Source organism: Streptomyces violaceusniger Tu 4113 (assembly GCF_000147815.2).
Lineage (GTDB): Bacteria > Actinomycetota > Actinomycetes > Streptomycetales > Streptomycetaceae > Streptomyces > Streptomyces violaceusniger_A.
The window spans coordinates 7,668,752-7,691,807 of the sequence record NC_015957.1; the positions used below are offsets into that span (position 1 = coordinate 7,668,752).

A 23,056-nucleotide genomic window follows, 5' to 3' on the forward strand; every position below is an offset into this window, starting at 1 on the left:
GGAGACTTGACTTCCTCCTCCGCTTAAAGGCGGGGGATTCCAGCGGTCGCCCGCTGGGGTTCCTGCTTCACCGACGACTGCCCCGTCCGGGAGGACTCCCGTTGAGGTCTTACACCGTCTCCACAGGCAGACGCCGCCAGCCCGGCGGCCAGGATATTGCGTGCCGCGTTCACGTCGCGGTCATGCACAGTGCCGCAGTCACACGTCCACTCACGGACGTTCAGCGGCAGCTTCCCGCGGACCGTGCCACAGTTACCACACAGCTTCGAGCTGGGGAACCAGCGGTCGACCGTGACGAGTTCACGCCCGTACCAGGCGCACTTGTACTCCAGCATCATGCGCAGGTCCGTCCAGGCCGCGTCCGAGATGGCGCGCGCGAGGCGGCCGTTCTTCAGCAGGTTACGGACGGTGAGGTCCTCGATCACGACCGTTTGGTTCTCACGGACGAGCCGAGTGGTCAGCTTGTGCAGGAAGTCCCGGCGCCGGTCGGTGATCCGCGCGTGCACCTTGGCGACGCGGCGGCGGGCCTTCTCCCGGTTCGCCGAGCCCTTCGCCTTCCGGGACAGCTCCCGCTGCGCCTTCGCCAGGCGGGCCCGGTCGCGGCGCTCATGCCGGGGGTTGGCGATCTTCTCCCCGGTGGACAGGGTCACCAGGGAGGTGACCCCGGCGTCCAGGCCGACCGCCGCACTCGTGACGGGGGCCGGGACGATGGTGTCCTCGACGAGCAGGGAGACGAACCAGCGCCCGGCAGCGTCACGGGACACCGTCACCGTCGTCGGCTCCGCACCCTCCGGGAGAGGACGCGACCAGCGGATGTCCAGCGGCCCGGCCGTCTTCGCCAGCGTCAGGCGCCCCTCGCGCCACGTGAAGGCACTGCGCGTGTACTCGGCCGACGCCCGCGACGTCTTCCGCGACTTGTACCGCGGGTACTTCGCACGCTGGGCGAAGAAGTTCCCGAACGCCGCCTGAAGATGGCGCAGCGCCTGCTGGAGCGGGACCGAGGACACCTCCGCCAGGAAGGCCAGTTCCTCGTTCTTCTTCCACTCCGTCAGCGCGGCGGAGGACTGCACGTAGGAGATGCGACGCTGCTCGCCGTACCAGGCCCGCGTGCGCTCCTCCAACGCCTTGTTGTACACGAGGCGGACACAGCCGAACGTGCGCGACAGCTCAGCCGCCTGCTCGTCCGTGGGGTAAAAGCGGTACTTGAACGCCCGCTTGACCTGCTGCGCCATGCCTCACACTCTATCAGCTCCCGTGTGAGGGGCAGGTGTCGGCCGGAGACCGCAGACACCGAATCGCTTTGGCGGCGAATCGCCATTCCCTGCCCCGCTCCGCAGGAGCTTCGCTTCCTCCCCCGGCTGAAGGCCGGGGTATCCACGAAGGAGTCCCGATGACGACAACACTTATCACCGGAGCCAACAAGGGTCTCGGCTTCGAGACCGCCCGCCGACTGATCGCCGCGGGACACACCGTCTACCTCGGCAGCCGGGACGCCGAGCGCGGCCGCCGGGCCGCCGAGCGGCTGGGGGCGCGGCTGGTCGTCCTCGATGTCACCGATGACGCGTCCGTGGCCGCCGCGGCCAAGACCATCGAGGCCGACGGCGGGCTGGATGTGCTGATCAACAACGCCGGTATCGAGGCGCGGACGCCGGACGGCGGGGTGATCGGCGCCGCCGAGGTCACCGCCGACATGATGCGGACGGTGTTCGAGACGAACGTCTTCGGCGTGGTGCGGGTCACCCACGCCTTCCTGCCGCTGCTGCGGCGGTCCGCCGCCCCGGTCGTGGTCAATGTCAGCAGCGGGCTGGCCTCGCTGGAGCGGGTCTCCACCCCGGACGACCCGACGCACGCCTATCCGGGAGTCAGCTATCCGGCGTCGAAGGCCACGGTCAACATGATCACCGTGCAGTACGCGAAGGCGTTCCCGCAGATGCGGATCAACGCCGTCGAGCCCGGCTACACCGCGACGGACCTCAACGCGCACACCGGCCACCAGACCGTCGAGGAGGGCGCCGAGATCATCGTCCGGATGGCCCAGGTGGGGCCCGACGGCCCGACGGGAGGGTACTTCGACATCGAGGGCGCTCTCCCCTGGTAGAGCAGCGGACCGGTCCGGGGTGCCGCCCTCACCGGGCCCCCACGCTCACCTCGGGCCGACTGTCCCGGGTGCGCCACAGCCACCTGATGTCGCGGGCGAAGGACCAGCTCAGCAGGGTCAGGGCGAGCAGGGCGGCGCCGAAGGCCAGCGCGTAGGGCAGCACGTCGGCGCCGACGACCAGCAGCAGCACACCCTGGAGCGCGGCCACCGTCTTGCGGGCCGTGCTCGGGGGGAGCCGGCCGTTCAGCCAGGGCAGCACCCGGGCCGCGGCGACGAAGACGTAGCGCATGGCGCCGATCAGCAGCACCCAGGGGCCGAGCGAGGTGGCCACGTAGACGCTGAGCACCAGGATGAGGACGGCGTCGACCTCCATGTCGAACCGCGCGCCCAGGGAGGACGAGGTGCCGGTGCGGCGGGCCACCTGGCCGTCGACCGCGTCCAGGAGCAGCGCGACCGCGGTGAGGGCCACCAGGACGGTGACCGGCGGCGGGCTCTCGAAGGAGTCCGCGACCAGCGCGGTCACCCCGCCGACGAGCGTGGCCCGCGCGAGGGTGACGCGGTTGGCCGCGCCGAAGGAGGCGAGCCAGTGCCGCGACAGGGCGCGGGTGAGCACCGCCCAGGTGGCGACCGCGAAGGCCAGGCCGGTCAGCCAGCCCACGGGTCCCAGATCGAGCGCCGTGCCGAGCAGCACGAGCAGCAGCAACTGCGCGGCCGCGCCCGCGGCCGTCTCGTTCCGCACCAGCGTCGTGTTGTAGGGATTGTTCAGGGCCACCGTGCACCCTCCGGGCTGTGTGGCGGAGTGGATGGGTGCCGCGTACCGTGTTCGCGGCTTCATGGTCACCGGTACGTGAGCCACCGCCCGATTGTTCAGCCCCCTTTGGAGAACGTCGTATGACGCGCACCGCCCGCGCCTTCTGGCTCCGCTCCCCCGGCCGTGGCGAGATACGGGAGGTGGCCCTGCCCGACCCCGGGCCCAAGGACGTGGTGGTGCGCACGCTGTGCTCGGGGGTGAGCCGCGGTACGGAGACCCTGGTCTTCCGCGGTGGCGTACCGGAGAGTCAGCACACCGCGATGCGCGCGCCGTTCCAGGACGGTGAGTTCCCCGGGCCGGTCAAGTACGGCTATCTCAATGTGGGTCTGGTCGAGGAGGGGCCCGCGTCCCTGCTGGGGCGCACCGTCTTCTGTCTGTATCCGCATCAGACCCACTATGTGGTCCCGGCGAGCGCGGTGACCCCGGTGCCGGAGGGTGTGCCCGCCCCGCGCGCCGTGCTGGCGGGGACGGTGGAGACCGCGGTGAACGCGGCGTGGGACGCCGCGCCCCTGCTGGGCGACCGGATCGCCGTGGTGGGGGCGGGGATGGTGGGCGCCTCCGTGGCGGCGGTGCTGGCGCGGTTCCCCGCCGTACGGGTGCAACTGGTGGACGCCGAGCCGGCGCGCGCCGAGGTCGCGCGGGCGCTCGGGGTGGACTTCGCGCTCCCCGAGGAGGCGGCGGGCGACCTCGATCTGGTCGTCCACGCCAGCGCCACCGAACAGGGGCTCGCGCGCTCGCTGGAGCTCCTCGCCCCGGAGGGCACCGTGCTGGAGCTGAGCTGGTACGGGGACCGGCGGATCAGCCTGCCGCTCGGGGAAGCCTTCCACTCCCGCCGGCTGACGGTGCGCGCCAGCCAGGTGGGCACGGTCTCACCGGCGCGGGGCACCCGCCGCGGTTACGGCGACCGGATGGCGCTGGCGCTCGAACTGCTCGCCGATCCGGCCTTCGACGCCCTTGTCACCGGCGAATGCGGTTTCGAGGAGCTTCCTCAGGTGCTGCCGGGGCTGGCCTCCGGGGAGATTCCGGGGCTGTGCCACCGGGTTCGCTACGGCGCGGAATCTGCTGTGTCATCCGTCTGAACACGGGGAACGTGACGGCCGTACTAGAAGGCGTGCCCCGGCCGAGGGCCCGATGCGCCGTATCTGGAGGGTCATCCGTTGTTCAGCATCACCGTCCGCGATCACATCATGATCGCTCACAGTTTTCGCGGGGACGTCTTCGGACCCGCGCAGCGGTTGCACGGGGCGACGTTCCTCGTGGACGCCACCTTCCGCCGTGCCGAGTTGGACGACGACAACATCGTCGTCGACATCGGCCTGGCCACCCGTGAGCTGGGGGAGGTGTGCGGCGCGCTCAGCTATCGCAATCTCGACGACGAACCCGATTTCGAGGGGATCAACACCTCCACCGAGTTCCTCGCCAAGGTGATCGCCGACCGCCTCGCCGAACGGGTCCACTCCGGGGCGCTGGGCGAGGGCGCCCGCGGGTTGTCCGGGATCGCCGTCACCCTGCATGAGTCACATGTCGCCTGGGCGAGTTACGAGCGCGGCCTATGAGCCCGGCCGCACCGCGCACGGTGCACATCGTGATGCCCGGCGCCGTGGCCGACCCGGCCGCGCCGAGCGGCGGCAACGTCTACGACCGGCGGATCTGCCGGGATCTGCCCGCCACCGGCTGGCGGGTCGAGGAGCACGCGGTCGAGGGTGACTGGCCCCGGCCCGGCCCCGCCGCCCGCGCCGAGCTGACCCGGATCCTGGCCGGGCTGGCGGACGGCACGGCCGTCCTGCTCGACGGGCTGGTCGCCGGTGCGCTCCCCGCCATCGTCGTCCCGCAGGCCCAGCGGCTGCGGCTGGCGGTGCTGGTGCATCTGCCGCTGGGCGACGAGACGGGGCTGGCCCCCGGCCGGGCCGCGGAGCTGACGGCGCTGGAGGGCCGGACGCTGCGCTCGGCACGGGCGGTGGTGGCCACCAGCGCATGGGCGGCCGGTCGGCTGGTGGATCTGCACGGGCTGGTGCCCGACCGGGTCCATGTGGCGGCGCCCGGCGCCGATATCGCCCCCCTCGCCTCCTCGGGCGGCGAGGGCTCACGGCTGCTGTGCGTGGCCTCGGTGACCCCGCGCAAGGGGCAGCTCCGGCTGGTGGAGGCGCTCGCGGAGATCCCGGATCTGCCCTGGGCTTGCGACTGTGCGGGAGCCCTGGACCAGGACCCGGAGTACACCGCCCGGCTCCGGGAGCTGATCGAGAAGCTGGGCGTGGGCGACCGGGTGCGGCTGCTCGGCCCGAAGACCGGCGCCGAGCTGGCCGCCGGTTACGCGGGGGCCGACGCGATGGTGCTCGCCTCGTACGCCGAGACCTACGGCATGGCGGTGACCGAGGCGCTCGCCCGGGGAATCCCGGTCCTGGCCACCGCCGTCGGCGGGGTTCCCGAGGCCATCGGGCAGGCCCCCGACGGCAGGGTGCCGGGCATGCTCATCGACCCGGACGACCCCGGGGCGCTGACGGCGGCGTTGCGCCGCTGGCTGGGCGACCCCGGTATACGCCGTCGGCTGACCGCCGCCGCGCACGAGCGGCGCACCGCGCTGGCCGGGTGGGAGAACACCACCCGGAACCTGGCCGGTGCGCTGGAAGAACTCCGAGACGAACCGCGGAGGGCCGCGTGAAGACGACCGACGTACCGCGTTACACCCCCGACTGGCTGGAGCTGCGGGAGAGCGCCGACGCGGCGGCCCGCTCCCCCGAACTCATCGAGGAGCTCCGCCCCCGGCTCTCCGGCCCGCCGCTGGTGATCCACGATCTGGGCTGCGGCACCGGCTCCATGGGGCGCTGGCTGGCGCCCCGGCTGAGCGGCCCGCAACTGTGGATCCTGCACGACCGCGACCCCGATCTGCTGGACCGGGCGGCCCTGCGGATGCCCCGGGCGGCCACCGACGGCAGCCGCATCGCCATCGCGACGGCGCGTGGCGACCTCAAGCGGCTGACCGCGAGCACGCTGGACGGCGCCTCGCTGGTGACCGCGTCCGCTCTGCTGGACGTGCTCACCGCCGAGGAGGTGGACGGCATCGCCGCGGCCTGCGCCGCGGCCCAGTGCCCGGCACTGCTGGCGCTGTCCGTGGTGGGGCGGGTCGAGATCACCCCGGCCGATCCGCTGGACGCGGAGATCGCCGAGGCGTTCAACGCCCATCAGCGGCGCGGCGATCTGGTGGGCCCCGACGCGATGGCGGTGGCCTCCGAGACGTTCGCCCGCTACGGCGCGACGGTACGGACCCATGCCAGCCCCTGGACGCTCGGCGCCGACCACGCCGCGCTGACGGCCGAGTGGCTGCGGGGCTGGGTGGGCGCGGCCGTGGAGCACCGGCCGGAGCTGGCCGGGCGCGCCGAGGCGTATCTGCGCCGCCGACTGGCGATCGCCGCGACGGGCGCGCTGCGGGTGGTGGTGCACCACCGCGATCTGCTGGCGCTGCCCGCGTCCCGCACGTTGGGGGCGGCCGCGTGAGCGGCGCGCTGCGGGCCCGGCTCGGGGCGGCCGCGGGCGTCGCCATCCTCGGGGTGGTGCTGTGGCGGCTGGGCACCGGGGCCTTTGTGGACGGTCTGCACACCATCGACGGCCTCACTCTGCTGGCGGCGCTCGGTCTCGGCCTGCTCACCACGGTCTTCAGCGCATGGCGCTGGTGTCTGGTGGCGCGGGGGCTGCGGATCCGGCTGCCGCTGGGTCCGGCCGTCGCGGACTACTACCGTGCGCTGTTCCTCAACGCCGCGCTGCCCGGTGGGGTCCTCGGCGATGTGCATCGCGCGGTGCGGCACGGGCGGGACGCGGGGGATGTCGGCCGGGGCGTACGCGCGGTGGTGCTGGAGCGGGTCGCGGGCCAGGTGGTGCTGATCGCGGTGGGGGTGGCGATCCTGCTGGCCCACCCCTCGCCGGCCCTGGAGCAGTTGGGCCGGCTGGTCGGCGGTCTCGGCGGCCCGATGGCCTGGGCCGCGGTGCTCACGGGGTGCGTCGCGCTGCTCGTCACCGTGGCCGTACGGCGCCGCCACCGCGCGGCGCCGGTGGCCGCGCGGCGGCGGGGCGCGGTCCGCGGCGCGCTGGCCGAGGCGCGCCGCGGACTGCTGGCCCGGGGCAGTTGGCCGGGGGTGGTGGTCTCCTCGGTCGTGGTGCTGGCCGGGCATCTGACGACGTTCGTCCTCGCCGCCCGGGCCGCGGGGTCACACGCTCCGCTGACCGAGCTGCTGCCCCTGATGGTGCTCGCCCTGATCGCCATGGCGCTGCCGCTGAACGTCGGCGGCTGGGGCCCCCGCGAGGGCGTCACCGCCTGGGCCTTCGGCGCCGCGGGCCTGGGCGCCGGCCAGGGGCTGACCGTGGCCGTGGTCTACGGGGTGCTCACCTTCGCCGCGAGCCTCCCCGGTGTCGCGGTGCTGGCCGTCCAGTGGGGCGCCCGGCTGCGGGGCCGACAGGTCGAGTTCGAAGAGGGTGTCCTCGCCGAGGGTGGAGCGGCGGACGGGCGGGCGCAGCGCGTCCCGCATGACCGGCGTCCCGTCGAAGCGCAGCCCGGGGATGCCGTCGCCGAGCAGGACCGGGGCCACGGTGACATAGAGCCGGTGCAGCGCCCCCGCGTGCAGAAAGCGGGACACGGTGACGCCGCCGCCCTCGATGAGCACCCGGCCCAGTCCGCGCCGCCGAAGCGCCCGCACCAACTGGTGGGGGGCAAAGGCGTCGGGCTCCGTGAGCGTCAGCAGCTCCACCCCGTCCGGTGGCGCCGGGCGGCGCTCGCCGGTGGCGCCCACCACCCACAGGGTCGGAGCTGAGCCATCGGTGAACACGCGTCGGTCGAGCGGCACCCGCCCGCGGGGATCGAGGACGACCCGCACCGGGTGGGTGCCCGCGCAGGCGCGGACGGTGAGCTGGGGGTCGTCCGCGACGGCGGTGCCGGCCCCGACGACCACCGCGTCGGCCAGGGCGCGCAGCCGGTGGAGATGGCGGCGGTCCTCCTCGCCGGTGACGAAGTCGGCGTCGCCGGTGCGGGTGGCGATGAATCCGTCCAGGCTCTGGCCGAGCTGAGCGATCGTCAGCCGCGGCCCGGCCAGGCACAGCGGGAGATAGCGGTCGACCAGGAGCCGGGCCTCCGGCGAGGCGGGCTCACTCCACCGCCGCCTGCCGTCCGGGCCCCGGACCAGACCGGCGGGCCCGGTGTCCGCCTCGCTCCGGACGGAGCGCAGCCGCTCCCATGCCTCTTCCGTTTCGAGGAAGGTCATCACGCCTCCTTCTCGGCACCGACCAGGGAAAGATACTCGGCGAAGGAATCGACGAGCCCGGCCAGCAGTTCCTTTCCCTTATGCGCGGACGCCCTGGACGGCCGGCCGATGACGCCGGACTCCGTATAGGCGGGCATACCGAGGGTGAGCAGATGTTTCCGATCGTCGGATATCCAGTCGGAGGTTTCATGACCGGGCCGGACGAGTTCTGGATGGGCATGCAGGAGTATGGATGTCTCCAGTTCGCCCGCATGCATATCGCTGTTCGACGGTGTGCGTACTCCGGCGCGGGTCCGCGCGGCGTCCCAGTCCGCCGATCCGGGGAATAGCGCCATACCGAAGTCGCCCCCGGCGGATTCCTGAACGATGTTGCGCAGTACGTAATTCCCGCCGTGTCCGTTCACCAGAATCAGGCCGCGTATACCCGAGCGCCTCAGCGAGTCCGCGATATCGCGGACCACGGCGTAGAGGGTGGCCGCGGACAGGGAGACCGTCCCTGGCCAGGCCGCATGTTCATGGGAGCAGGAGATCGTCACCGGGGGCAGGTGAAGCACCGGATACGCGGCCGCGATCTCGCCTGCGATCGTGCCGGCGATGACCGTGTCGGTCACCAGTGGGAGAAATGCGCCGTGTTGTTCGAAGCTGCCTATGGGAAGCACGGCGACATCGGCCCGGTCGGCCCGTACTTCCTCCGTCGTCTGTGTCGGCAAGACCATGCCGACCTGCGGGCGCGTTCCCGAACCGCTCATATCTCGTGGACCTTTCATGTGTCGGCCGGACAGCTTGTTGCCGCGGCTTTGTCATTCTCCTGTACAAGGGCGGTGGTTTTCCAGATAAGATCGGGACATGACAGAAAGTGATGGCGTGTTCGATGTCGACGCCCGCCCCTCGGGTGTCGAACGAGTGGTGAATGTCCGGCTGTCCACGAAGCATGGCGACTTTCTCGCGATCGGCTATCGGGACCTCGTTCGCGGTGATGAACAAATGGCGCTGGTATACGGCGATGTCACCGGTGAGGAAGCGCTTACCCGCCTGCATTCGGAGTGCCTCACCGGAGACGCGTTCGGCTCCCGTCACTGCGAGTGCGGCGACCAGCTCTCCGCGGCGCTGAAGGCGATCGTGGCCGAAGGCCGGGGCATTCTCGTCTATCTGAGGGGTCATGAGGGACGCGGGATCGGGCTGCTCGCCAAGCTCCAGGCGATGAAGCTCCAGGCGGAGGGGCTGGACACGGTCGAGGCCAACCTCGCTCTCGGCCTGCCGGCGGACGCCCGGGACTACAAGGTGGCGGCGGATGTCCTGCACGACCTCGAGGTGCGCTCCGTGCGGCTGCTGTCCAACAACCCCCAGAAGCGGGACGCGCTGCTGCGGCATGGCGTCAGGGTCAGCGAGCAGGTGCCACTGCTGATGACTCCGCACAAGGAGAACCTCCCGTATCTGCTCACCAAGCGGGATCGCATGGACCACTATCTGCCCCATTTGGAAGCCGTGATCCAGCGCACCTGAAGGAGAGCCCGGCGAGGGAGAGCCTGGCCGGGGGCCGCGGCCCCGTCCACCGGCCTCGGCCGGGCGCGAGCCGCGGCCCGCCATCGGTGTGGCCATACCGCCGAACGGGCGATCAGCGCCCATATGTCCGAGAATGGGGGTGCCGCGTGACGTTCCGACGGACGACGATCAAGGGTAGGGACCATGGACCTGGGGATCGAGCTCCGGGTGGACGGGACCGAGCACCGCCTCACCGTCGACACCCGTACGACGCTGCTGGACGCCCTGCGCGAGCAGCTCGGGAACACCAGCCCCAAGAAGGGCTGCGACCACGGACAGTGCGGCGCCTGCACCCTGCTGCTCGACGGCCGCCGGGTCCTCGGCTGCCTCGCGCTGGCCGTCGCCCACCAGGGCGCGGACATCGTCACGGCAGCCGGCCTCACCAACGGTGAGCTGCATCCGCTCCAGCAGTCGTTCATCGCCCATGACGCCTTCCAGTGCGGCTACTGCACACCCGGTCAGATCGTCTCGGCGGCCGGAATGCTGCAGGAGGCCGGGGAGGGCTGGCCGAGCGCCGCGAGCAAGGACCTGGGCGCCACCGATGTGGTGCTCGACGACGAGGAGATCGCCGAGCGGATGAGCGGCAACCTGTGCCGCTGCGCCGCGTACGCGAACATCGTCCCGGCGATCGCGGAGGTGGCGCACCGATGAGGCCCTTTCGCTACGAGCGCGCCGATGAGGTGGCGGCGGCCGTCACCACCCTGGTCCGGGAGCCGGATGCGGCCTATCTGGCCGGGGGGACCAATCTGGTCGATCTGATGCGGCTGGAGGTGGCAACCCCGGAGCTGCTGATCGACGTCCGGCGGCTCACCTCCGACCGGATCGAGGAGCTGCCCGACGGGGGGCTGCGGATCGGCGCGGCCGTGCCCAACAGCGATCTGGCCGCCGACTCCCGGGTCCGGCGGCGCTATCCGGTGCTCTCCCAGGCGCTGCTCTCGGGCGCCTCGGGCCAGCTCCGCAACCTCGCCACCACCGGCGGGAATCTGCTGCAGCGTACCCGCTGCCCGTACTTCCAGAACGTCACCACCGCCTGCAACAAGCGCACACCGGGCGCGGGCTGTTCGGCCATGGAGGGCTATCAGCGCGATATGGCGATCCTGGGCGCCTCCCCCACCTGTGTGGCCACCCACCCCTCCGACATGGCCGTCGCGCTGGCCGCGCTGGACGCGGTGGTGACGGTGGCGGGCCCGGCCTCCGAGCGGCGGATCCGGCTGACCGAGCTGCACCGGCTGCCGGAGGCCACCCCCGAGCGCGACACCGTCCTGGCGCGCGGTGAGCTGATCACCGGAGTGGAGCTGCCGCCCCCGCACTCCGCCCTCCGCTCGCGCTACCGCAAGGTGCGCGACCGCGCCTCGTACGCCTTCGCGCTGGTCTCCGTCGCCGCCGCGCTGGAGGTCACCGACGGGGCGGTACGGGACGCGCGCATCGCGCTGGGCGGGGTGGCGCACAAGCCCTGGCGGGCCACCACGGCCGAGGCGGTGCTGCGCGGCGCGCCCGCGACCCGGGAGAGCTTCGTGGACGCGGCCGCTGCCGAGCTGGCCGCGGCGCGGCCGCTGCCGGGCAACGCCTTCAAGGTCCCGCTCGCCCGCAACACGATGGTGGCCACCCTGCTGGAGCTGCTGGAGGAGGCGCGATGAGTCACGTCACGGCCCGCCCCCACGCCATCGGCATCCCGATGGACCGCGTCGACGGCGCGCAGAAGGTCACCGGCACCGCCATCTACGCCTATGAATGGCCTCTCGACCAGCCCGTCTATCTGTATCCGCTGCAGTCCACGATCGCCTCCGGGCGGGTCACCGGGGTGGACAGCGCGCTCGCGGAGGCGGAGCCGGGGGTGCTGGCAGTGCTCAGCCACCTCAACGCCCCCACGCTGACCCGGCCCGACGATCCGGAACTCGCGGTCCTGCAGTCCGACGAGGTCGCCTGGCGCGGCCAGTTCATCGGGGCGGTGGTCGCCGAGTCCCTGGAGACCGCCCGCCGCGCGGCGGGGCTCGTCCGCGTCGACTACGAGAGCCGGCCCCCCGATGTGGTGCTGCGCGCCGACCGCGACGACCTCTACTCCCCGGTGCACGCCGCCGCCTTCGGTATGGGCGGTGGGGAGCTGCAGGACGGCTCGCCCGCCGACAGTCTGCTGGGGGACGTCGATACGGCGCTGGCGGCGGCGCCGACCATGGTGGACACCACGTACTCCACGCCGATGTACCACAACAACCCGATGGAGCCGCACACCGCCGTGGTCACCTGGCTGAACGGCGAGCTGCTGGTGCGCTGTTCCACCCAGGGCGTCTCCATGAGCCAGGCCCTGATCTCCGGGGTGCTGGGGCTGGAGCCGGGGCGGGTGCGGGTGGTCTCCCCGCATGTCGGGGGCGCGTTCGGCTCGAAGGTCTACCCCCACGCGTACGCCGTCCTCGCCGCGATGGCCGCCCGGATCGTCCGGCGGCCGGTCAAGTTCACCCTCACCCGGCAGCAGATGTTCGCCCTGGTCGGCTACCGTCCGGCGTCGATCCAGCGGATCCGGCTGGGCGCCGGCCCGGACGGCAGGCTCACCGCGCTCGCCCACGATGTGATCGAGCAGACCGCCAAGGCCAAGGGGTACGCGGAGCAGGTGGGCGTCTGCTCCCGGCTGATGTACGCGGCGCCGCACCGGCGCACCACCCACCGGCTGGCCCCGCTGGATGTCCCGGTGCCGACGATCATGCGGGCGCCGGGCGAGGCGCAGGGGATGTACGCGCTCGAGTCGGCCATGGACGAGATGGCGATCGCCTGCGGTCTTGACCCGGTGGAGTTCCGGCTCCGCAATGAGCCGGAGGTCCATCCGGAGTCCGGGCTGCCGTTCTCCAGCCGCCATCTGACCGACTGTCTGCGCGAGGGCGCCCGCCGGGCCGGATGGGAGCACCGTGATCCGGCCCCCCGGGCGCAGCGCGAGGGGCGCTGGCTGGTGGGCACCGGCGTGGCCGTCTCGACGTATCCCTCGCCCCGCTTCCCCGGCAACGCGGCCACGATCCGGGTCGGCCCGGACGGCCGTTACACGGTGCGGATCGCCGCCGCCGACCTGGGCACCGGCACCTGGACGGCGCTCACCCAGATCGCCGCGGACGCGCTGAGCGTCCCGGTCGGGCAGGTGGAGATGCGGATCGGGGACACGGCGCTGCCGGCCGCGTCGGTCGCCGGGTTCTCGGCCGGCATCAACAGTTGGGGCACCGCGATCTGGGAGGCGGCGGACCGGCTGCGGGCCCGGCTGCGGGCCGAACACGGCGGTATCGCGCCACCGGGGGGGCTGGAAGTGACCGCGGAGATGGCCGGCGGCAATCCGGAGGCCGAGCGCTATGCGATGCACAGCTTCGGCGCCCAGTTCGCCGAGGTACGGGTCGACGAGGACACCGGTGAGCTGCGGGTGACGCGGCTGCTGGGGATGTTCGACGTGGGCCGGGTCATCAACCCCAAGACGGCCCGCTCCCAGCTCATCGGCGGGATGACCCAGGGGATGTCGATGGCGCTGTACGAACACAGTGTGCTCGACCCGCGGTTCGGCCATGTGGTCAACCACGACTTCGCCCAGTACCACATCGCCTCCCACGCCGATGTCCACGCGATCGAGGCCCACTGGCTGGACGAGCCCGATCCGTACACCAACCCCATGGGGGCCAAGGGCCTCGGTGAGGTGGGCATCGTGGGCACCGCCGCGGCCATCGGCAACGCCGTGCACCACGCCACCGGGGTCCGGGTCCGCGAACTGCCCATCACTCTCGACAAGCTGGTGTCCTAGCCATGGCCCCGGCACCGATCCTGGTGACCGGCGCCGCGGGGAGCGTCGGAGGCATCGGCCGCACCGTGGTGGAGGAGCTGCGCCGGCGCGATCTGCCGGTGCGGGCCATGGTCCACCGGGAGGACGAGCGGGCCGACGCGCTGCGGGCGACGGGCGCGGAGGTGGTGGCGGGCGATCTGGCCCGCGCCCCGGATGTGGTCCGCGCGATGGAGGGCTGCGGACGGATGTACTTCGGCATGAGCGTCTCGTCGCGGTATCTGGAGGCCACGGTGACGACGGCGGCGGTCGCGCGCGAATACGCGCGGCTGGAGGTGCTGGTCAATATGTCGCAGATGACGGTCTCCCAGATGGACCTCACCAGCACCACGGAGTCCGATCAGCACCGGCTGCAGTGGCTGGGCGAACAGGCCCTCGACTGGTCCGGGTTGCCCGTCACCCACCTCAGGCCCACCGTCTTCATGGAGAATCCGCTCTTCTCGGTCTTCGCCTACTCCTCCATCGCGCAGGAGGGCACGATCCGGCTGCCGTTCGGCACCGGGCGCACCTCCCCGGTCGCGGCGCGGGACGTCGCCGCGGTGGTGACGGAGATCCTGGTGGACCCCTCCTCGCACATCGGCAAGACCTACCATCTGACCGGCCCGGCCTCCGTCGGCATGACCACCATGGCGGCGGAGTTCGCTGACGCGCTCGGCCGGCCGGTCAGCTATGTGGACGTCTCCTACGAAGCCTGGGTCAACCACGACCTGCGCGCCCTGGGCCTGCCCGACCACGTCTTCCAGCATCTGGCGACCATGGCCCGGCTGCACGCGGAGAACCGCTACGACCGCCGGACCGACGACATCGAGACGATCACCGGGAGGCCCGCGACCGGGGTGCGGGAATTCGTCGGCACCCACCCCGAAATGATCACGGCCTGAGAGCGGGTGGGACGTGACAGAACGCATGTAGGAACGGAATCGCGGTGCGAGTACTGCTGGGCATCATCGGCGCCGTCATCGTGCTGGGAATCTTCGCCTCGGTGCTGCGCACCCTGGTCATTCCCCGGCCCACCCCCGCCGGTTTCACCGGCTTCGTCCAGCGCTCGGTGAGCCGGCCGTTCCGGTTCATGGCCGACCGGCTGCACGGCGTCGAGGCCAAGGACCGGGTGCTGGCCCCGGTGGCGCCGGTGTCCATCGTGATCACACTGCTGGGCTGGCTGCTCTCCTTCATGCTCGGCTACGGGCTACTGGAAGCCGCGGTGAGCGGGCTGGACGTCCATGACGCGCTGTACGAGGCCGGGTCCTCGCTCTTCACCCTCGGCTTCGCCAGCAGCCGCCGGGCCGGCCTGACCGCCATCGACTTCTGCGCGGCGGCCACCGGCCCCATCGTGGTCGGTCTGCAGATCGGCTATCTGCCCACCCTCTACAACGCCTACCAGCGCCGCGAGACCGAGGTCACCCTGCTGCAGACCCGGGCGGGCGCCCCGCCGTGGGGTCCGCAGATCCTCGCCCGCTACGCCCAGGTCGACCTGCTGGACGACATCAGCGACCTCTTCCGCGGCTGGGAGCGATGGTGCGCCGTGGTGAGCGAGACCCACACCACCTATCCCGTCCTGATCCACTTCCGCTCCCCCAAGGCCGACCGCAACTGGCTGATCGCCCTGCTGGCGGTACTCGACGCGGCCGCGTTGCGGCTGGCCTTCAACCCGTCCCAGCCCCAGGCCCGGACCCGGCTGGCGCTGCGGGCGGGCTTCGTCTGCCTGCGCGACATCGCCGACATCCGCGGCATCCCGTACGACGCCGACCCGCGCCCGGAGGATCCGGTGCGGCTCGGCTACGAGGACTTCCTGCGCGGGGTGGAACGGATGCGCACCTACGGCTATCCGATGGAGCGCACCGCGGAGGAGGCGTGGCCGCACTTCCGCGGCTGGCGGGTGAACTACGAAACGCTCGCCTACCGCCTGGCCCAGGACATCGACGCGGTCCCGGCCCCCTGGTCGGGCCCCCGCCGCACCACGCTGTCCGTCTGGTCCCCGCCGACTCCGGTCGACCGGCGTCCGGCGAGCTAGCGCATACCATTGAATGTCCCCCTAAGGGGGTAAATTCCCTCCATGGGCATGGACGAGGCCATCGCCGCGCGGATACGCATGATCACCGAGGCGGGTGACCGGCTGACCGGCTCCGATCTGCTCGGATACGCGCTCGACCACGCCGTGACGGAGACCGGCGGTCTCGGCGGCATGGTGCATCTGCGCGGCCCCGGCGCCCGGTCGCTGCGGCTCGCGGCGGTGCACGGGCTGATCCGTACGGTCGCCCGGGACTGGGCGGAGGTCGAGGCGGCCGGCGCCGGCGCCCCGGCCCGCGCGGTGGCCCAGGGCGTATCGGTGTGGGCGCCGGCTCTCGGCGCCGGGGGCGGCACGGGCCCGGCGCTGCCCACCGGAAGCGGGCTGCTGTCGGTTCCGCTGGTCACTCCGGAGAAGGTCACCGGCGCGCTGTCGGTGCTGACGGCCCCGGCCGAGCGGCCCGCACCGGAGCGGCGGGCGGCCGTCGAGGCGCTGGCCGCGTGGGCCGCCCCGCGGCTGCGGGAGAACCCAGACCAGGACCAGGGCGGCACCGGCACGTTGCTGGCGGACGACCAGGTGAGCCAGGCGCTCTGGCATATGAGCGACGCGTTCTTCGCGGTCGACGGCGACTGGCGTATCACCTTCGTCAACGGCGAGGCGGAGCGGCTGCTCGGCGCCGCTCGCACGACGCTCGGCCGGACACTGTGGGACGCCTTCACGCGGCTGAGCGTCGACGACGCCGAGCCGGACCTGCGGAGCCGCTACCGGCGGGCCGCCGAGAGCGGCACCCCCGTCGGGTTCGACGTGCGCTGGCCCACCAATCAGCGCTGGTACTCCATGCGACTGGTCCCGGTGCCGAACGGGCTCACGGTCTACGCCGCCGATATCACCGCGCGCCGGGCGCGGGAGGCGGAGCGGGCCGCCGCCGAGCACGCGGCGGCCGAGCGCAGCGCGCGGATCGGCGAGCTGACCGACGCCCTCGCGCAGGCCCTGACGATGCGCGACGTGGTGAACGCCATCGCCGACCGGGTGCTGCCGCCGTTCGGCGCCTCGGGGATGGTGGTGCAGCTCATCGAGGGCGACGTGATCCGGATCGCCGGTGCCGTCGGCTATCCGCAGCCCTTCCTGGAGACGATCGACGGGGCCTCGATCCATGATGTGTCGCCGGTCTCGGAGGTGTACCGGACCGGGGCGCCGGCCTTCGTCGAGTCGGTCGAGGAGTACACCGCGCGCTATCCCAGCATGCGCGGGCGGCCCGCCGCGGCGCAGAAGCAGGCATGGGCCTTTCTGCCGCTGATCGTCTCCGGCCGGAACATCGGTTGCTCCGTGGTCGCCTTCGCCGAGCCACGCCGGCTCGACGCGGAGGAGCGGGCCCTGCTCACCGCACTCAGCGCACTGATGGGGCAGGCCATCGAGCGCGCCCGGCTGTACGACATGGAGCACACCCGGGCCAAGGAGCTCCAGCGCGGGCTGCTGCCCCGTGCTCTGCCGTCGCTGCCCTCGGTCACCACCGCCGCCCGCTATCTGCCCGCCAGCGAGGGCATCGACGTGGGCGGTGACTGGTACGACGTGATCCCGCTGTCCGGCGCCCGGGTGGCCCTGGTCATCGGCGATGTGATGGGGCACGGGCTGTCCGAGGCGGCCACCATGGGCCGGCTGCGCACCGCCGTGAGCACCCTGGCCGAGCTGGAGTTTCCGCCCGCCGAGCTGCTCACCCGCCTCAACGACGTGGTGAGCGACCTGGGGGACAACCTCTACGCGACCTGCCTGTACGCCGTGTACGACCCGGCCAACGCCACCTGCGTCTTCGCCAGCGCCGGACATCCACCACCGGCCGTCGTACGCCCCGGCCACCCGGTCCGCTTCGCCGGCGGCGCCCCCGATCCACCGCTGGGCGCGGCCCGGCCGCCGTTCGAGACCACCGAGGTGACTCTGGAGGAGGGCAGTCTGCTGGTGCTGTACACCGACGGTCTGGTGGAATCCGCCGCCCGGGACATCGACCGCGGGATGCGGCACCTGGCAAGCGCACTGTCCGCCGCGGCCCGCGCACCCGGCCCGCAAGACGCCCGGGGCGACGGAGACCGCGGCGAGCACGCGTCGCTGGAGCGGCTGTGCGACGAGGTGCTGGCCGAGTTGCTACCGGAGAAGCAGCTCACCGCCGATGACGCGGCGCTGCTCATCGCCCGCACCCATGCGCTCGCCTCCGACCATGTCGCCGCATGGCCACTGTCCGAAGGGCCGATCGCCGCGGGCGAGGCCCGCGATCACGTCCGGGACCAGCTCATCCGCTGGGAACTGGCCCCGCTCACCCCCATCGCGGAGCTGCTGGTCAGCGAGCTGGTCGCAAACGCGATCCGGCACGGCAGGGGCCCGATCGGACTGCGGCTGCTGCGCAGCGAGGAGCTGATCTGCGAGGTGACCGACGGCTCCTTGACCACCCCCCGGATCCGCCATGCCGCGGAAACCGACGAGGGCGGACGCGGACTCCAACTGGTCTCGGCCCTCTCTGGGCGCTGGGGCACCCGCTACACGTCCACCGGCAAATGCATCTGGACCGCACAGCCACTCCCCTGACCCCCCGGCGGGAGACGGCGATGTCCGTCGCGCCTCAGTCGGCCCAGGCGCCGCTCCCGGCGGTCTCACGGACGTAGTCGGCGAAGTCCCGCGGCGCCCGGCCCAGGACGCGGTGCACGCCGTCCCCCAGCCGCGCGTTGCGCCCGTCCAGCAAGGTGGCGAACAGGTCGGTGAGAAACGCCCCCAACTCGTCCGGCAGCCCGTGGTCGCGCACCAGCGCGGCCCCGTACTCCTCGGCGGGGACCGGCGCATAGCGCACCGCGCGGCCCGTCGCCCCGGCGATCTCCGCGGCCGCCTCGGCCAACCGGGCGCGGTCGGACCCGAACGGTAACCGCCCCGGCCTGCGGCATGTGCTGGAACTGCTCCGCGGCCGGGCCCTGGGCCCCGACGACAGCGGCGATGCCGCGCAACGCGACTGATTCCCCCTGACCGACCCGCGTCCGGAACGGTAGGCGGCGCACGCGGAGTCGGCGTGGCACGAGGGCCGTCTCAGCGCGAGGCCCGTCCTGGCCCGCAGGCCTTCTCAACCCGCGGGCGCGCCGCGCCGCGGCATGCGGCGGCTGATGGGTGACACCCGCAGACAGCCGTCCGGCCCGCAGGTGGTGGCGCGGTCGTAGAGGTCCATCAGGCGGCGGGCGCCGCGGGCGATGTCGTAGCGGTCGATGGCGTCCGGGACCGGGAAGCGCAGCGGGCCCGCGGCGGCCTGTCCGCGCAGGGCGTCGGCGAGGGCGGCCGGGCCGGGCGCGATACGGCGGGCGCCGGGGACGGCTCCGGCGGGGAGCTCGTCGAGGGCCGGGCAGACGGTGTGCAGCACCGGCAGCCCGGCCGCCAGCCCCTCCAGGGCCGCGAGGCCGAACGCCTCCTCGGTGGACGGCGAGACCAGGACGTCCATGGCGGCCAGCAGTCCGGGCAGCCCCGCGGGCCGGTCGTCCGGCGGGGCCACCGCGCCGTCGCGCTCCCCCAGCAGCCGCACCCGGTCGGCCACGCCGAGCCGGGCGGCCAGGTCCTCCAGGGCGGGGCGCTCGGGGCCCTCGCCGACGAGCAGCAGCCGGGTGTCCGGCACCTCGGCGACGGCCCGTACCGCCGCGTCGAACCGCTTGTCCGCCACCAGACGGCCGACCCCGCCGACCACGAAGGCCCGGTCGGGGAGGCCGAGACGGGCGCGGGCGGCCGCCCGGGCGGCCGGTTCGAAGCGGAAGTGGCGGGCGTCGATCCCGTTCGGCACCAGATGGATCCGGGGGTTGGGCACGCCCCAGTCGCGCAGCCGGTCGGCGACGGCGGCCGAGACGGCGACGGTGGCCGAGCCCAGCCGCTCGGCGGCGAGATAGCGGGCGCGCAGGGCGGCCGTGAGCGGTCGGCCGTCGATCCGCCGCTCGCCCAGGCTGTGTTCGGTGGCGATGACCGCCCGCACCCCGGCCAGCCGGGCGGCGATCCGGCCGAGCACACACGCCCGGTACAGATGGGTGTGCACCAGGTCGTAGCCGCCGGACCGGATGATCCGCACCAGCCTGGGCACCGTGGTGAGCTGCCGCTCGCGCCCGGCGCCCAGGGGCACATGGGTGACCGGGATGCCGTCCGCGCGGATGGCGTGCGCGATGGCGCCGGGGCCCGAGAGGGCGATGACGTCACAGCGCACCGGCAAATGGCGCAGCAGCAGCCTCAGTTGCTGTTCGGCTCCTCCGGCCCCGAGGCGGGAGATGATGTGCAGGACTCTCATCGGGCGACTGCGCCCCATCCTCCGTATTCCGATGGGCTTCGATCGGTGCCGACCCTGCCAGACGGCGGGATGTAAATCACGTAAGACGCGCACCGCTGGGCCGTCGGAGTGGCCGCCTTACGGGCCGTCAACAAGGGCGCGCCGAATATCCGATGTGCACCGCCAGCACCCATGGGATTGTTACCTTCTCATCTCGCGCGATGACCTGAATAATATGACCCGAATGGGTCATCGCGGCGCGCCATTCGGTTCGAGCCAGCCCCGCGGGAGTGCCCAGATGTCTGCACCGACCCCCGTCAGAGATTCCCCCCGGAAAGCCACCGCACACGCCGTATCCGCCGGGATGCCGCCCGCGCGTACCGCGTCGGATTCCCGCGTCCCGCACCACCGTTCCGCCTCGGTGTACGAGTACAAGCGGTACAGCGAGCTGGCGGGCCCGCTGACCAACGTCCCCACGGACCGCCCCTACCGGGTGCGCTGCCGGAGCCTGCTGGCGCAGGAGCCGCACCGGATCCGTGCCGCGCTGCTGCTCTGCGCGGCGCCGGTGTGCTCGGCGCTGCTGCTGCTGTGGCTGCTGCACCCCGATCACTGGCTGAATCGCGCCTACGCCCCGTGGTGGCAGCGGGCGGCGGACCTCGCGATGCTGGTCTCGATCGCGCTGATCGAGGGCTTTCGCCTGTTCACGGTCGTCTCCAACGCCCATGCGACGCTGGTGGCGCGGGATCCGGTGCCGGTGGTGGCCGAGCCGGGGACGCGGGTGGCGTTCCTGACCAGCTTCGTGCCCGGCAAGGAGCCGATCGCGATGGTCCGGGCCACGCTGGAGGGGGCGGTGCGGATCCGGCACACCGGGCCGCTGGACGTATGGCTGCTGGACGAGGGGGACGACGAGGAGGTCAAGGCGCTGTGCGCACGGCTGGGCGTACGGCACTTCTCCCGTAAGGGCATCGAGAAGTGGAATCAGCCGAAGGGCACTTTCCGGGCGAGGACCAAGCACGGGAATTACAACGCCTGGCTGGACGCCCATGGCGACGCATACGAATTCATGGCGTGTGTGGATACCGACCATGTGCCGCTGCCCAACTTCCTGGAGCGCATGCTGGGTTACTTCCGGGATCCGGATATCGCCTTTGTTGTCGGCCCGCAGGTCTACGGGAATTACGACACCCCGGTCACCAAGGCCGCCGAAAGCCAGCAGTTCCTTTTCCACGCACTGATCCAGCGGGCGGGAAACGCCTATGGCGGCCCGATGTTCGTGGGCACCAACAACGCGGTGCGGATCAGCGCGCTGCGCTCGATCGGCGGGCTGTACGACTCGATCACCGAGGACATGGCCACCGGCTTCGAGCTGCACCGCCACCGCAACCCCGCCACGCGCAAGAAGTGGCGCTCGGTCTACACCCCCGATGTGCTCGCGGTCGGCGAGGGGCCGAGCACCTGGACGGACTTCTTCACCCAGCAGATGCGGTGGAGCCGCGGCACCTACGAGACCGTGCTCAAGCAGTTCTGGAAGGGCCCGTTCACCCTGTCGCCGGGCAAGCTGCTCAACTACTCGCTGATGATCGCGTACTACCCGATGACCGCGCTCAACTGGATCCTCTCCGCGCTGTCGTGTGCGCTGTTCCTGGTGCTGGGCGCGGCCGGGATCCACATCCCCGCCGAGATGTGGATGATGCTCTACAGCGACGCGGCGATGCTGCAGATCGGGCTGTACGTCTGGAACCGGCGGCACAACGTCTCCCCGCATGAGCCGGAGGGCTCCGGCGGGCTGGCCGGGATGCTGCTCTCGGCGCTGTCCGCCCCGATCTACGCCAAGTCGCTGTGCGACGCGGCGCTGCGCCGCACCAGCCGGTTCGTGGTCACGCCCAAGGGCGACTCGTCCAGCCCGGACCGGCTCTCCACGTTCCGTATCCATCTGCTGTGGGCGGGGGTGTTCGGCTCCTCTCTGGTCTCCTCGTTCTTCCTGGGGCACGCCCATCCGGTGATGCGGACCTGGGCGGTGCTCGCCCTCGCGCTGTGTCTGGCGCCGGTGGCGATCTGGTCGGTGGGGCTGCTGCGCCGCGGCCGGAAGCGCCCGGCGCGCGGAACGGTGCCGACGGCGCGCGACGCTGCCAGCCCCTGTGCGGTCCCGAAGGCGAAGAACAAGAAGAGCAAGAGCAAGAGCAAGAACGAGGACAAGGAAACGGCGCCGGTCTGCGCGCTGTGACCGGCGGCTGTACGGCAGGACGGCTGGGCGGCTAGTGGCGGCGGGGGGCGTTGCGGGCCAGGCCGAGCGCGTACTCGGTCCACCAGTGGCCCGCCGGAGGGCCGCCGTTGCAGGTTCCGTCCGACTCTCCGGGCCGTTTGATCCACAGATAGGCGTCCACGAGGGAGTCCCCGGTGCTGGTGCTGGGCCGCTTGCCCAGCGCCCGCCCCGGCGGGTTGCACCAGGAGTCCCGGGCCCGGATACCGTGCCGGGCCGCGCCGCGGAGCCGCAGCGGGCCGTTGCCGTTCCGGCTGGTGTCGATGACGAAGTGGGTGCCGTCGAGGGCGGCGGAGAGCCGGTGGCCGTACGCCTTGGTGCGCCGGGTCGGCTGGAAGTTGGAGACGTTCAGCGCGAAGCCGTCCGCCTGCTCGATGCCACCCTCGCGCAGCGACCGCACCAGCCGGTAGGGATTCTTGATCCAGCCCGGGTTCCCGGCGTCCACGTACACCCGCACATGGGGCAGGGCGGCGAACATGGCGACCGCGTCGCGGAGCATCGCCAGCCGGGCGGTGCGCTGCCTGGCCGGTACGCAGCCGTCGACGAGCTGGGCCACCGCGTCGGGTTCCAGGACGACGATCGCCTTGCGGTCGCCGATGCCCAGGGTGATCTGCTCGATCCAACGCCGGTACGCATGGGCGCTCCGCGCTCCGCCCGCCGAGTACCGCCCGCAGTCGCGGTACGGGATGTGATAGGCGACCAGGACCGGGGTGGACCCGGTCCGCGCCGCGGATTCGGTGATGAAGCGGACCCGTTCCCGGGGCGGCGCGGGGCCGAGCCACTCCGCGACCGGCTGCTGAGCGATCTGCCGGATGAGTGCGGCGTCGCGGTTCTTTCCCTCGTCCTGCCGCTCACGGACCTGCCGGGCGGCCGGGCTGTCCGGGTTCACCCAGAGTCCGCCCCGCCGCAGCGGGGCGTCGAACATGCGGCAGCCGCTCAGCGGAAGCATCGCCACGGCACATAGGGCGGCATGCGCCGCAAGCCGCATAACGGTCTTTGTTGCACCTTTCTCGCGCATGCGA

At 72.3% G+C, this 23,056-nt stretch carries 19 protein-coding genes and 2 pseudogenes; 14 read left to right on the forward strand and 7 right to left on the reverse strand.

The genetic code is table 11. The features are described from left to right. Positions 1-23: 23 nt before the first annotated feature. Positions 24-1,232 (reverse strand): RNA-guided endonuclease InsQ/TnpB family protein, encoded by a 1,209-nt coding sequence (locus STRVI_RS31220; protein WP_014059561.1) that lies wholly within the window; start codon positions 1,230-1,232, stop codon positions 24-26. Between the two features lie 158 nt (positions 1,233-1,390). Here STRVI_RS31220 and STRVI_RS31225 point away from each other — a divergent pair, with 158 nt between their 5' ends. Next, positions 1,391-2,098, forward strand: coding sequence for an SDR family NAD(P)-dependent oxidoreductase (locus tag STRVI_RS31225; RefSeq protein WP_014059562.1), 708 nt, complete (start codon positions 1,391-1,393; stop codon positions 2,096-2,098). 28 nt (positions 2,099-2,126) lie between these two features. On the opposite strand, the gene STRVI_RS31230 is transcribed toward STRVI_RS31225, so the two are convergent. Then, positions 2,127-2,870, reverse strand: coding sequence for a CDP-alcohol phosphatidyltransferase family protein (locus STRVI_RS31230; RefSeq protein WP_014059563.1), 744 nt, complete (start codon positions 2,868-2,870; stop codon positions 2,127-2,129). Between the two features lie 119 nt (positions 2,871-2,989). Between STRVI_RS31230 and STRVI_RS31235 the strand changes: the two genes are divergently transcribed. The 5 genes and pseudogenes from STRVI_RS31235 to STRVI_RS55045 all read left to right on the forward strand — a co-directional run. Next, entirely contained in the window at positions 2,990-3,988 is a 999-nt protein-coding gene (locus tag STRVI_RS31235) for a zinc-dependent alcohol dehydrogenase (protein ID WP_014059564.1), read from the forward strand. A gap of 78 nt (positions 3,989-4,066) precedes the next feature. Then, positions 4,067-4,465 carry a 6-pyruvoyl trahydropterin synthase family protein gene (locus STRVI_RS31240; protein ID WP_014059565.1) on the forward strand — a complete coding sequence of 133 codons (399 nt, stop codon included), beginning with the start codon at positions 4,067-4,069 and terminating at the stop codon, positions 4,463-4,465. After that, positions 4,462-5,568, forward strand: a complete 1,107-nt coding sequence (locus STRVI_RS31245; protein ID WP_014059566.1) for a glycosyltransferase family 4 protein — start codon at positions 4,462-4,464, stop codon at positions 5,566-5,568. The genes STRVI_RS31240 and STRVI_RS31245 overlap by 4 nt, the downstream gene beginning before the upstream one ends. Beyond that, complete coding sequence (locus STRVI_RS31250; RefSeq protein ID WP_014059567.1) at positions 5,565-6,401, forward strand: trans-aconitate methyltransferase; 837 nt, start codon at positions 5,565-5,567, stop codon at positions 6,399-6,401. The genes STRVI_RS31245 and STRVI_RS31250 overlap by 4 nt, the downstream gene beginning before the upstream one ends. Positions 6,402-6,487: 86 nt before the next feature. Then, positions 6,488-7,243: pseudogene (locus STRVI_RS55045) on the forward strand (lysylphosphatidylglycerol synthase transmembrane domain-containing protein); the annotation flags it as partial. Between the two features lie 273 nt (positions 7,244-7,516). Here STRVI_RS55045 and STRVI_RS55050 read toward each other — a convergent pair. Both STRVI_RS55050 and STRVI_RS31260 read right to left on the reverse strand, forming a co-directional pair. Further along, positions 7,517-8,155, reverse strand: a pseudogene (locus STRVI_RS55050) (RibD family protein); the annotation flags it as partial. Continuing rightward, complete coding sequence (locus tag STRVI_RS31260) at positions 8,155-8,904, reverse strand: creatininase family protein (RefSeq protein ID WP_014059569.1); 750 nt, start codon at positions 8,902-8,904, stop codon at positions 8,155-8,157. The gene STRVI_RS31260 and the pseudogene STRVI_RS55050, both read right to left, overlap by 1 nt. A gap of 97 nt (positions 8,905-9,001) precedes the next feature. Here STRVI_RS31260 and ribA point away from each other — a divergent pair, with 97 nt between their 5' ends. The 7 genes from ribA to STRVI_RS31295 all read left to right on the forward strand — a co-directional run bounded on the left by ribA (position 9,002) and on the right by STRVI_RS31295 (position 18,078). Next, the gene (ribA, locus tag STRVI_RS31265; protein ID WP_014059570.1) at positions 9,002-9,658 is read left to right on the forward strand and encodes a GTP cyclohydrolase II; all 657 of its coding nucleotides are present in this window, start codon (positions 9,002-9,004) and stop codon (positions 9,656-9,658) included. Between the two features lie 183 nt (positions 9,659-9,841). After that, complete coding sequence (locus STRVI_RS31270; RefSeq protein ID WP_014059571.1) at positions 9,842-10,348, forward strand: (2Fe-2S)-binding protein; 507 nt, start codon at positions 9,842-9,844, stop codon at positions 10,346-10,348. Further along, entirely contained in the window at positions 10,345-11,334 is a 990-nt protein-coding gene (locus STRVI_RS31275) for an FAD binding domain-containing protein (protein WP_014059572.1), read from the forward strand. The genes STRVI_RS31270 and STRVI_RS31275 overlap by 4 nt, the downstream gene beginning before the upstream one ends. Beyond that, positions 11,331-13,463, forward strand: a complete 2,133-nt coding sequence (locus STRVI_RS31280) for a xanthine dehydrogenase family protein molybdopterin-binding subunit (protein ID WP_014059573.1) — start codon at positions 11,331-11,333, stop codon at positions 13,461-13,463. Before STRVI_RS31275 ends, STRVI_RS31280 begins: the two co-directional genes overlap by 4 nt. Positions 13,464-13,465: 2 nt before the next feature. Next, complete coding sequence (locus STRVI_RS31285; protein WP_014059574.1) at positions 13,466-14,380, forward strand: NmrA family NAD(P)-binding protein; 915 nt, start codon at positions 13,466-13,468, stop codon at positions 14,378-14,380. Positions 14,381-14,424: 44 nt separating this feature from the next. Beyond that, positions 14,425-15,510, forward strand: coding sequence for a hypothetical protein (locus STRVI_RS31290; protein ID WP_014059575.1), 1,086 nt, complete (start codon positions 14,425-14,427; stop codon positions 15,508-15,510). A 42-nt stretch (positions 15,511-15,552) separates the two neighbouring features. After that, positions 15,553-18,078 carry a SpoIIE family protein phosphatase gene (locus tag STRVI_RS31295; RefSeq protein WP_014059576.1) on the forward strand — a complete coding sequence of 842 codons (2,526 nt, stop codon included), beginning with the start codon at positions 15,553-15,555 and terminating at the stop codon, positions 18,076-18,078. 34 nt (positions 18,079-18,112) lie between these two features. Here the strand turns inward: STRVI_RS31295 and STRVI_RS31300 are convergent, their stop codons facing one another. Both STRVI_RS31300 and STRVI_RS31305 read right to left on the reverse strand, forming a co-directional pair. Beyond that, entirely contained in the window at positions 18,113-18,382 is a 270-nt protein-coding gene (locus tag STRVI_RS31300; RefSeq protein ID WP_043236840.1) for a hypothetical protein, read from the reverse strand. Positions 18,383-18,601: 219 nt separating this feature from the next. Beyond that, positions 18,602-19,795, reverse strand: coding sequence for a glycosyltransferase (locus STRVI_RS31305; protein ID WP_043236842.1), 1,194 nt, complete (start codon positions 19,793-19,795; stop codon positions 18,602-18,604). A 277-nt stretch (positions 19,796-20,072) separates the two neighbouring features. Here STRVI_RS31305 and STRVI_RS31310 point away from each other — a divergent pair, with 277 nt between their 5' ends. Beyond that, positions 20,073-21,998: a glycosyltransferase family 2 protein gene (locus STRVI_RS31310; protein ID WP_014059578.1), complete on the forward strand. Its 1,926-nt coding sequence runs from the start codon at positions 20,073-20,075 to the stop codon at positions 21,996-21,998. 31 nt (positions 21,999-22,029) lie between these two features. On the opposite strand, the gene STRVI_RS31315 is transcribed toward STRVI_RS31310, so the two are convergent. Then, positions 22,030-23,052 carry a glycoside hydrolase family 6 protein gene (locus STRVI_RS31315; RefSeq protein WP_014059579.1) on the reverse strand — a complete coding sequence of 341 codons (1,023 nt, stop codon included), beginning with the start codon at positions 23,050-23,052 and terminating at the stop codon, positions 22,030-22,032. Positions 23,053-23,056: the final 4 nt, after the last annotated feature.

Bases quoted from the DNA above. Each gene is read 5' to 3' on its own strand.
- STRVI_RS31220 (WP_014059561.1), bottom strand. From the start codon at position 1,232: ATGGCGCAGCAGGTCAAGCGGGCGTTCAAGTACCGCTTTTACCCCACG.
- STRVI_RS31225 (WP_014059562.1), top strand. From the start codon at position 1,391: ATGACGACAACACTTATCACCGGAGCCAACAAGGGTCTCGGCTTCGAG.
- STRVI_RS31235 (WP_014059564.1), top strand. From the start codon at position 2,990: ATGACGCGCACCGCCCGCGCCTTCTGGCTCCGCTCCCCCGGCCGTGGC.
- STRVI_RS31245 (WP_014059566.1), top strand. From the start codon at position 4,462: ATGAGCCCGGCCGCACCGCGCACGGTGCACATCGTGATGCCCGGCGCC.
- STRVI_RS31260 (WP_014059569.1), bottom strand. From the start codon at position 8,904: ATGAGCGGTTCGGGAACGCGCCCGCAGGTCGGCATGGTCTTGCCGACA.
- ribA (WP_014059570.1), top strand. From the start codon at position 9,002: ATGACAGAAAGTGATGGCGTGTTCGATGTCGACGCCCGCCCCTCGGGT.
- STRVI_RS31270 (WP_014059571.1), top strand. From the start codon at position 9,842: ATGGACCTGGGGATCGAGCTCCGGGTGGACGGGACCGAGCACCGCCTC.
- STRVI_RS31275 (WP_014059572.1), top strand. From the start codon at position 10,345: ATGAGGCCCTTTCGCTACGAGCGCGCCGATGAGGTGGCGGCGGCCGTC.
- STRVI_RS31280 (WP_014059573.1), top strand. From the start codon at position 11,331: ATGAGTCACGTCACGGCCCGCCCCCACGCCATCGGCATCCCGATGGAC.
- STRVI_RS31285 (WP_014059574.1), top strand. From the start codon at position 13,466: ATGGCCCCGGCACCGATCCTGGTGACCGGCGCCGCGGGGAGCGTCGGA.
- STRVI_RS31295 (WP_014059576.1), top strand. From the start codon at position 15,553: ATGGGCATGGACGAGGCCATCGCCGCGCGGATACGCATGATCACCGAG.
- STRVI_RS31305 (WP_043236842.1), bottom strand. From the start codon at position 19,795: ATGAGAGTCCTGCACATCATCTCCCGCCTCGGGGCCGGAGGAGCCGAA.
- STRVI_RS31310 (WP_014059578.1), top strand. From the start codon at position 20,073: ATGTCTGCACCGACCCCCGTCAGAGATTCCCCCCGGAAAGCCACCGCA.
- STRVI_RS31315 (WP_014059579.1), bottom strand. From the start codon at position 23,052: ATGCGCGAGAAAGGTGCAACAAAGACCGTTATGCGGCTTGCGGCGCAT.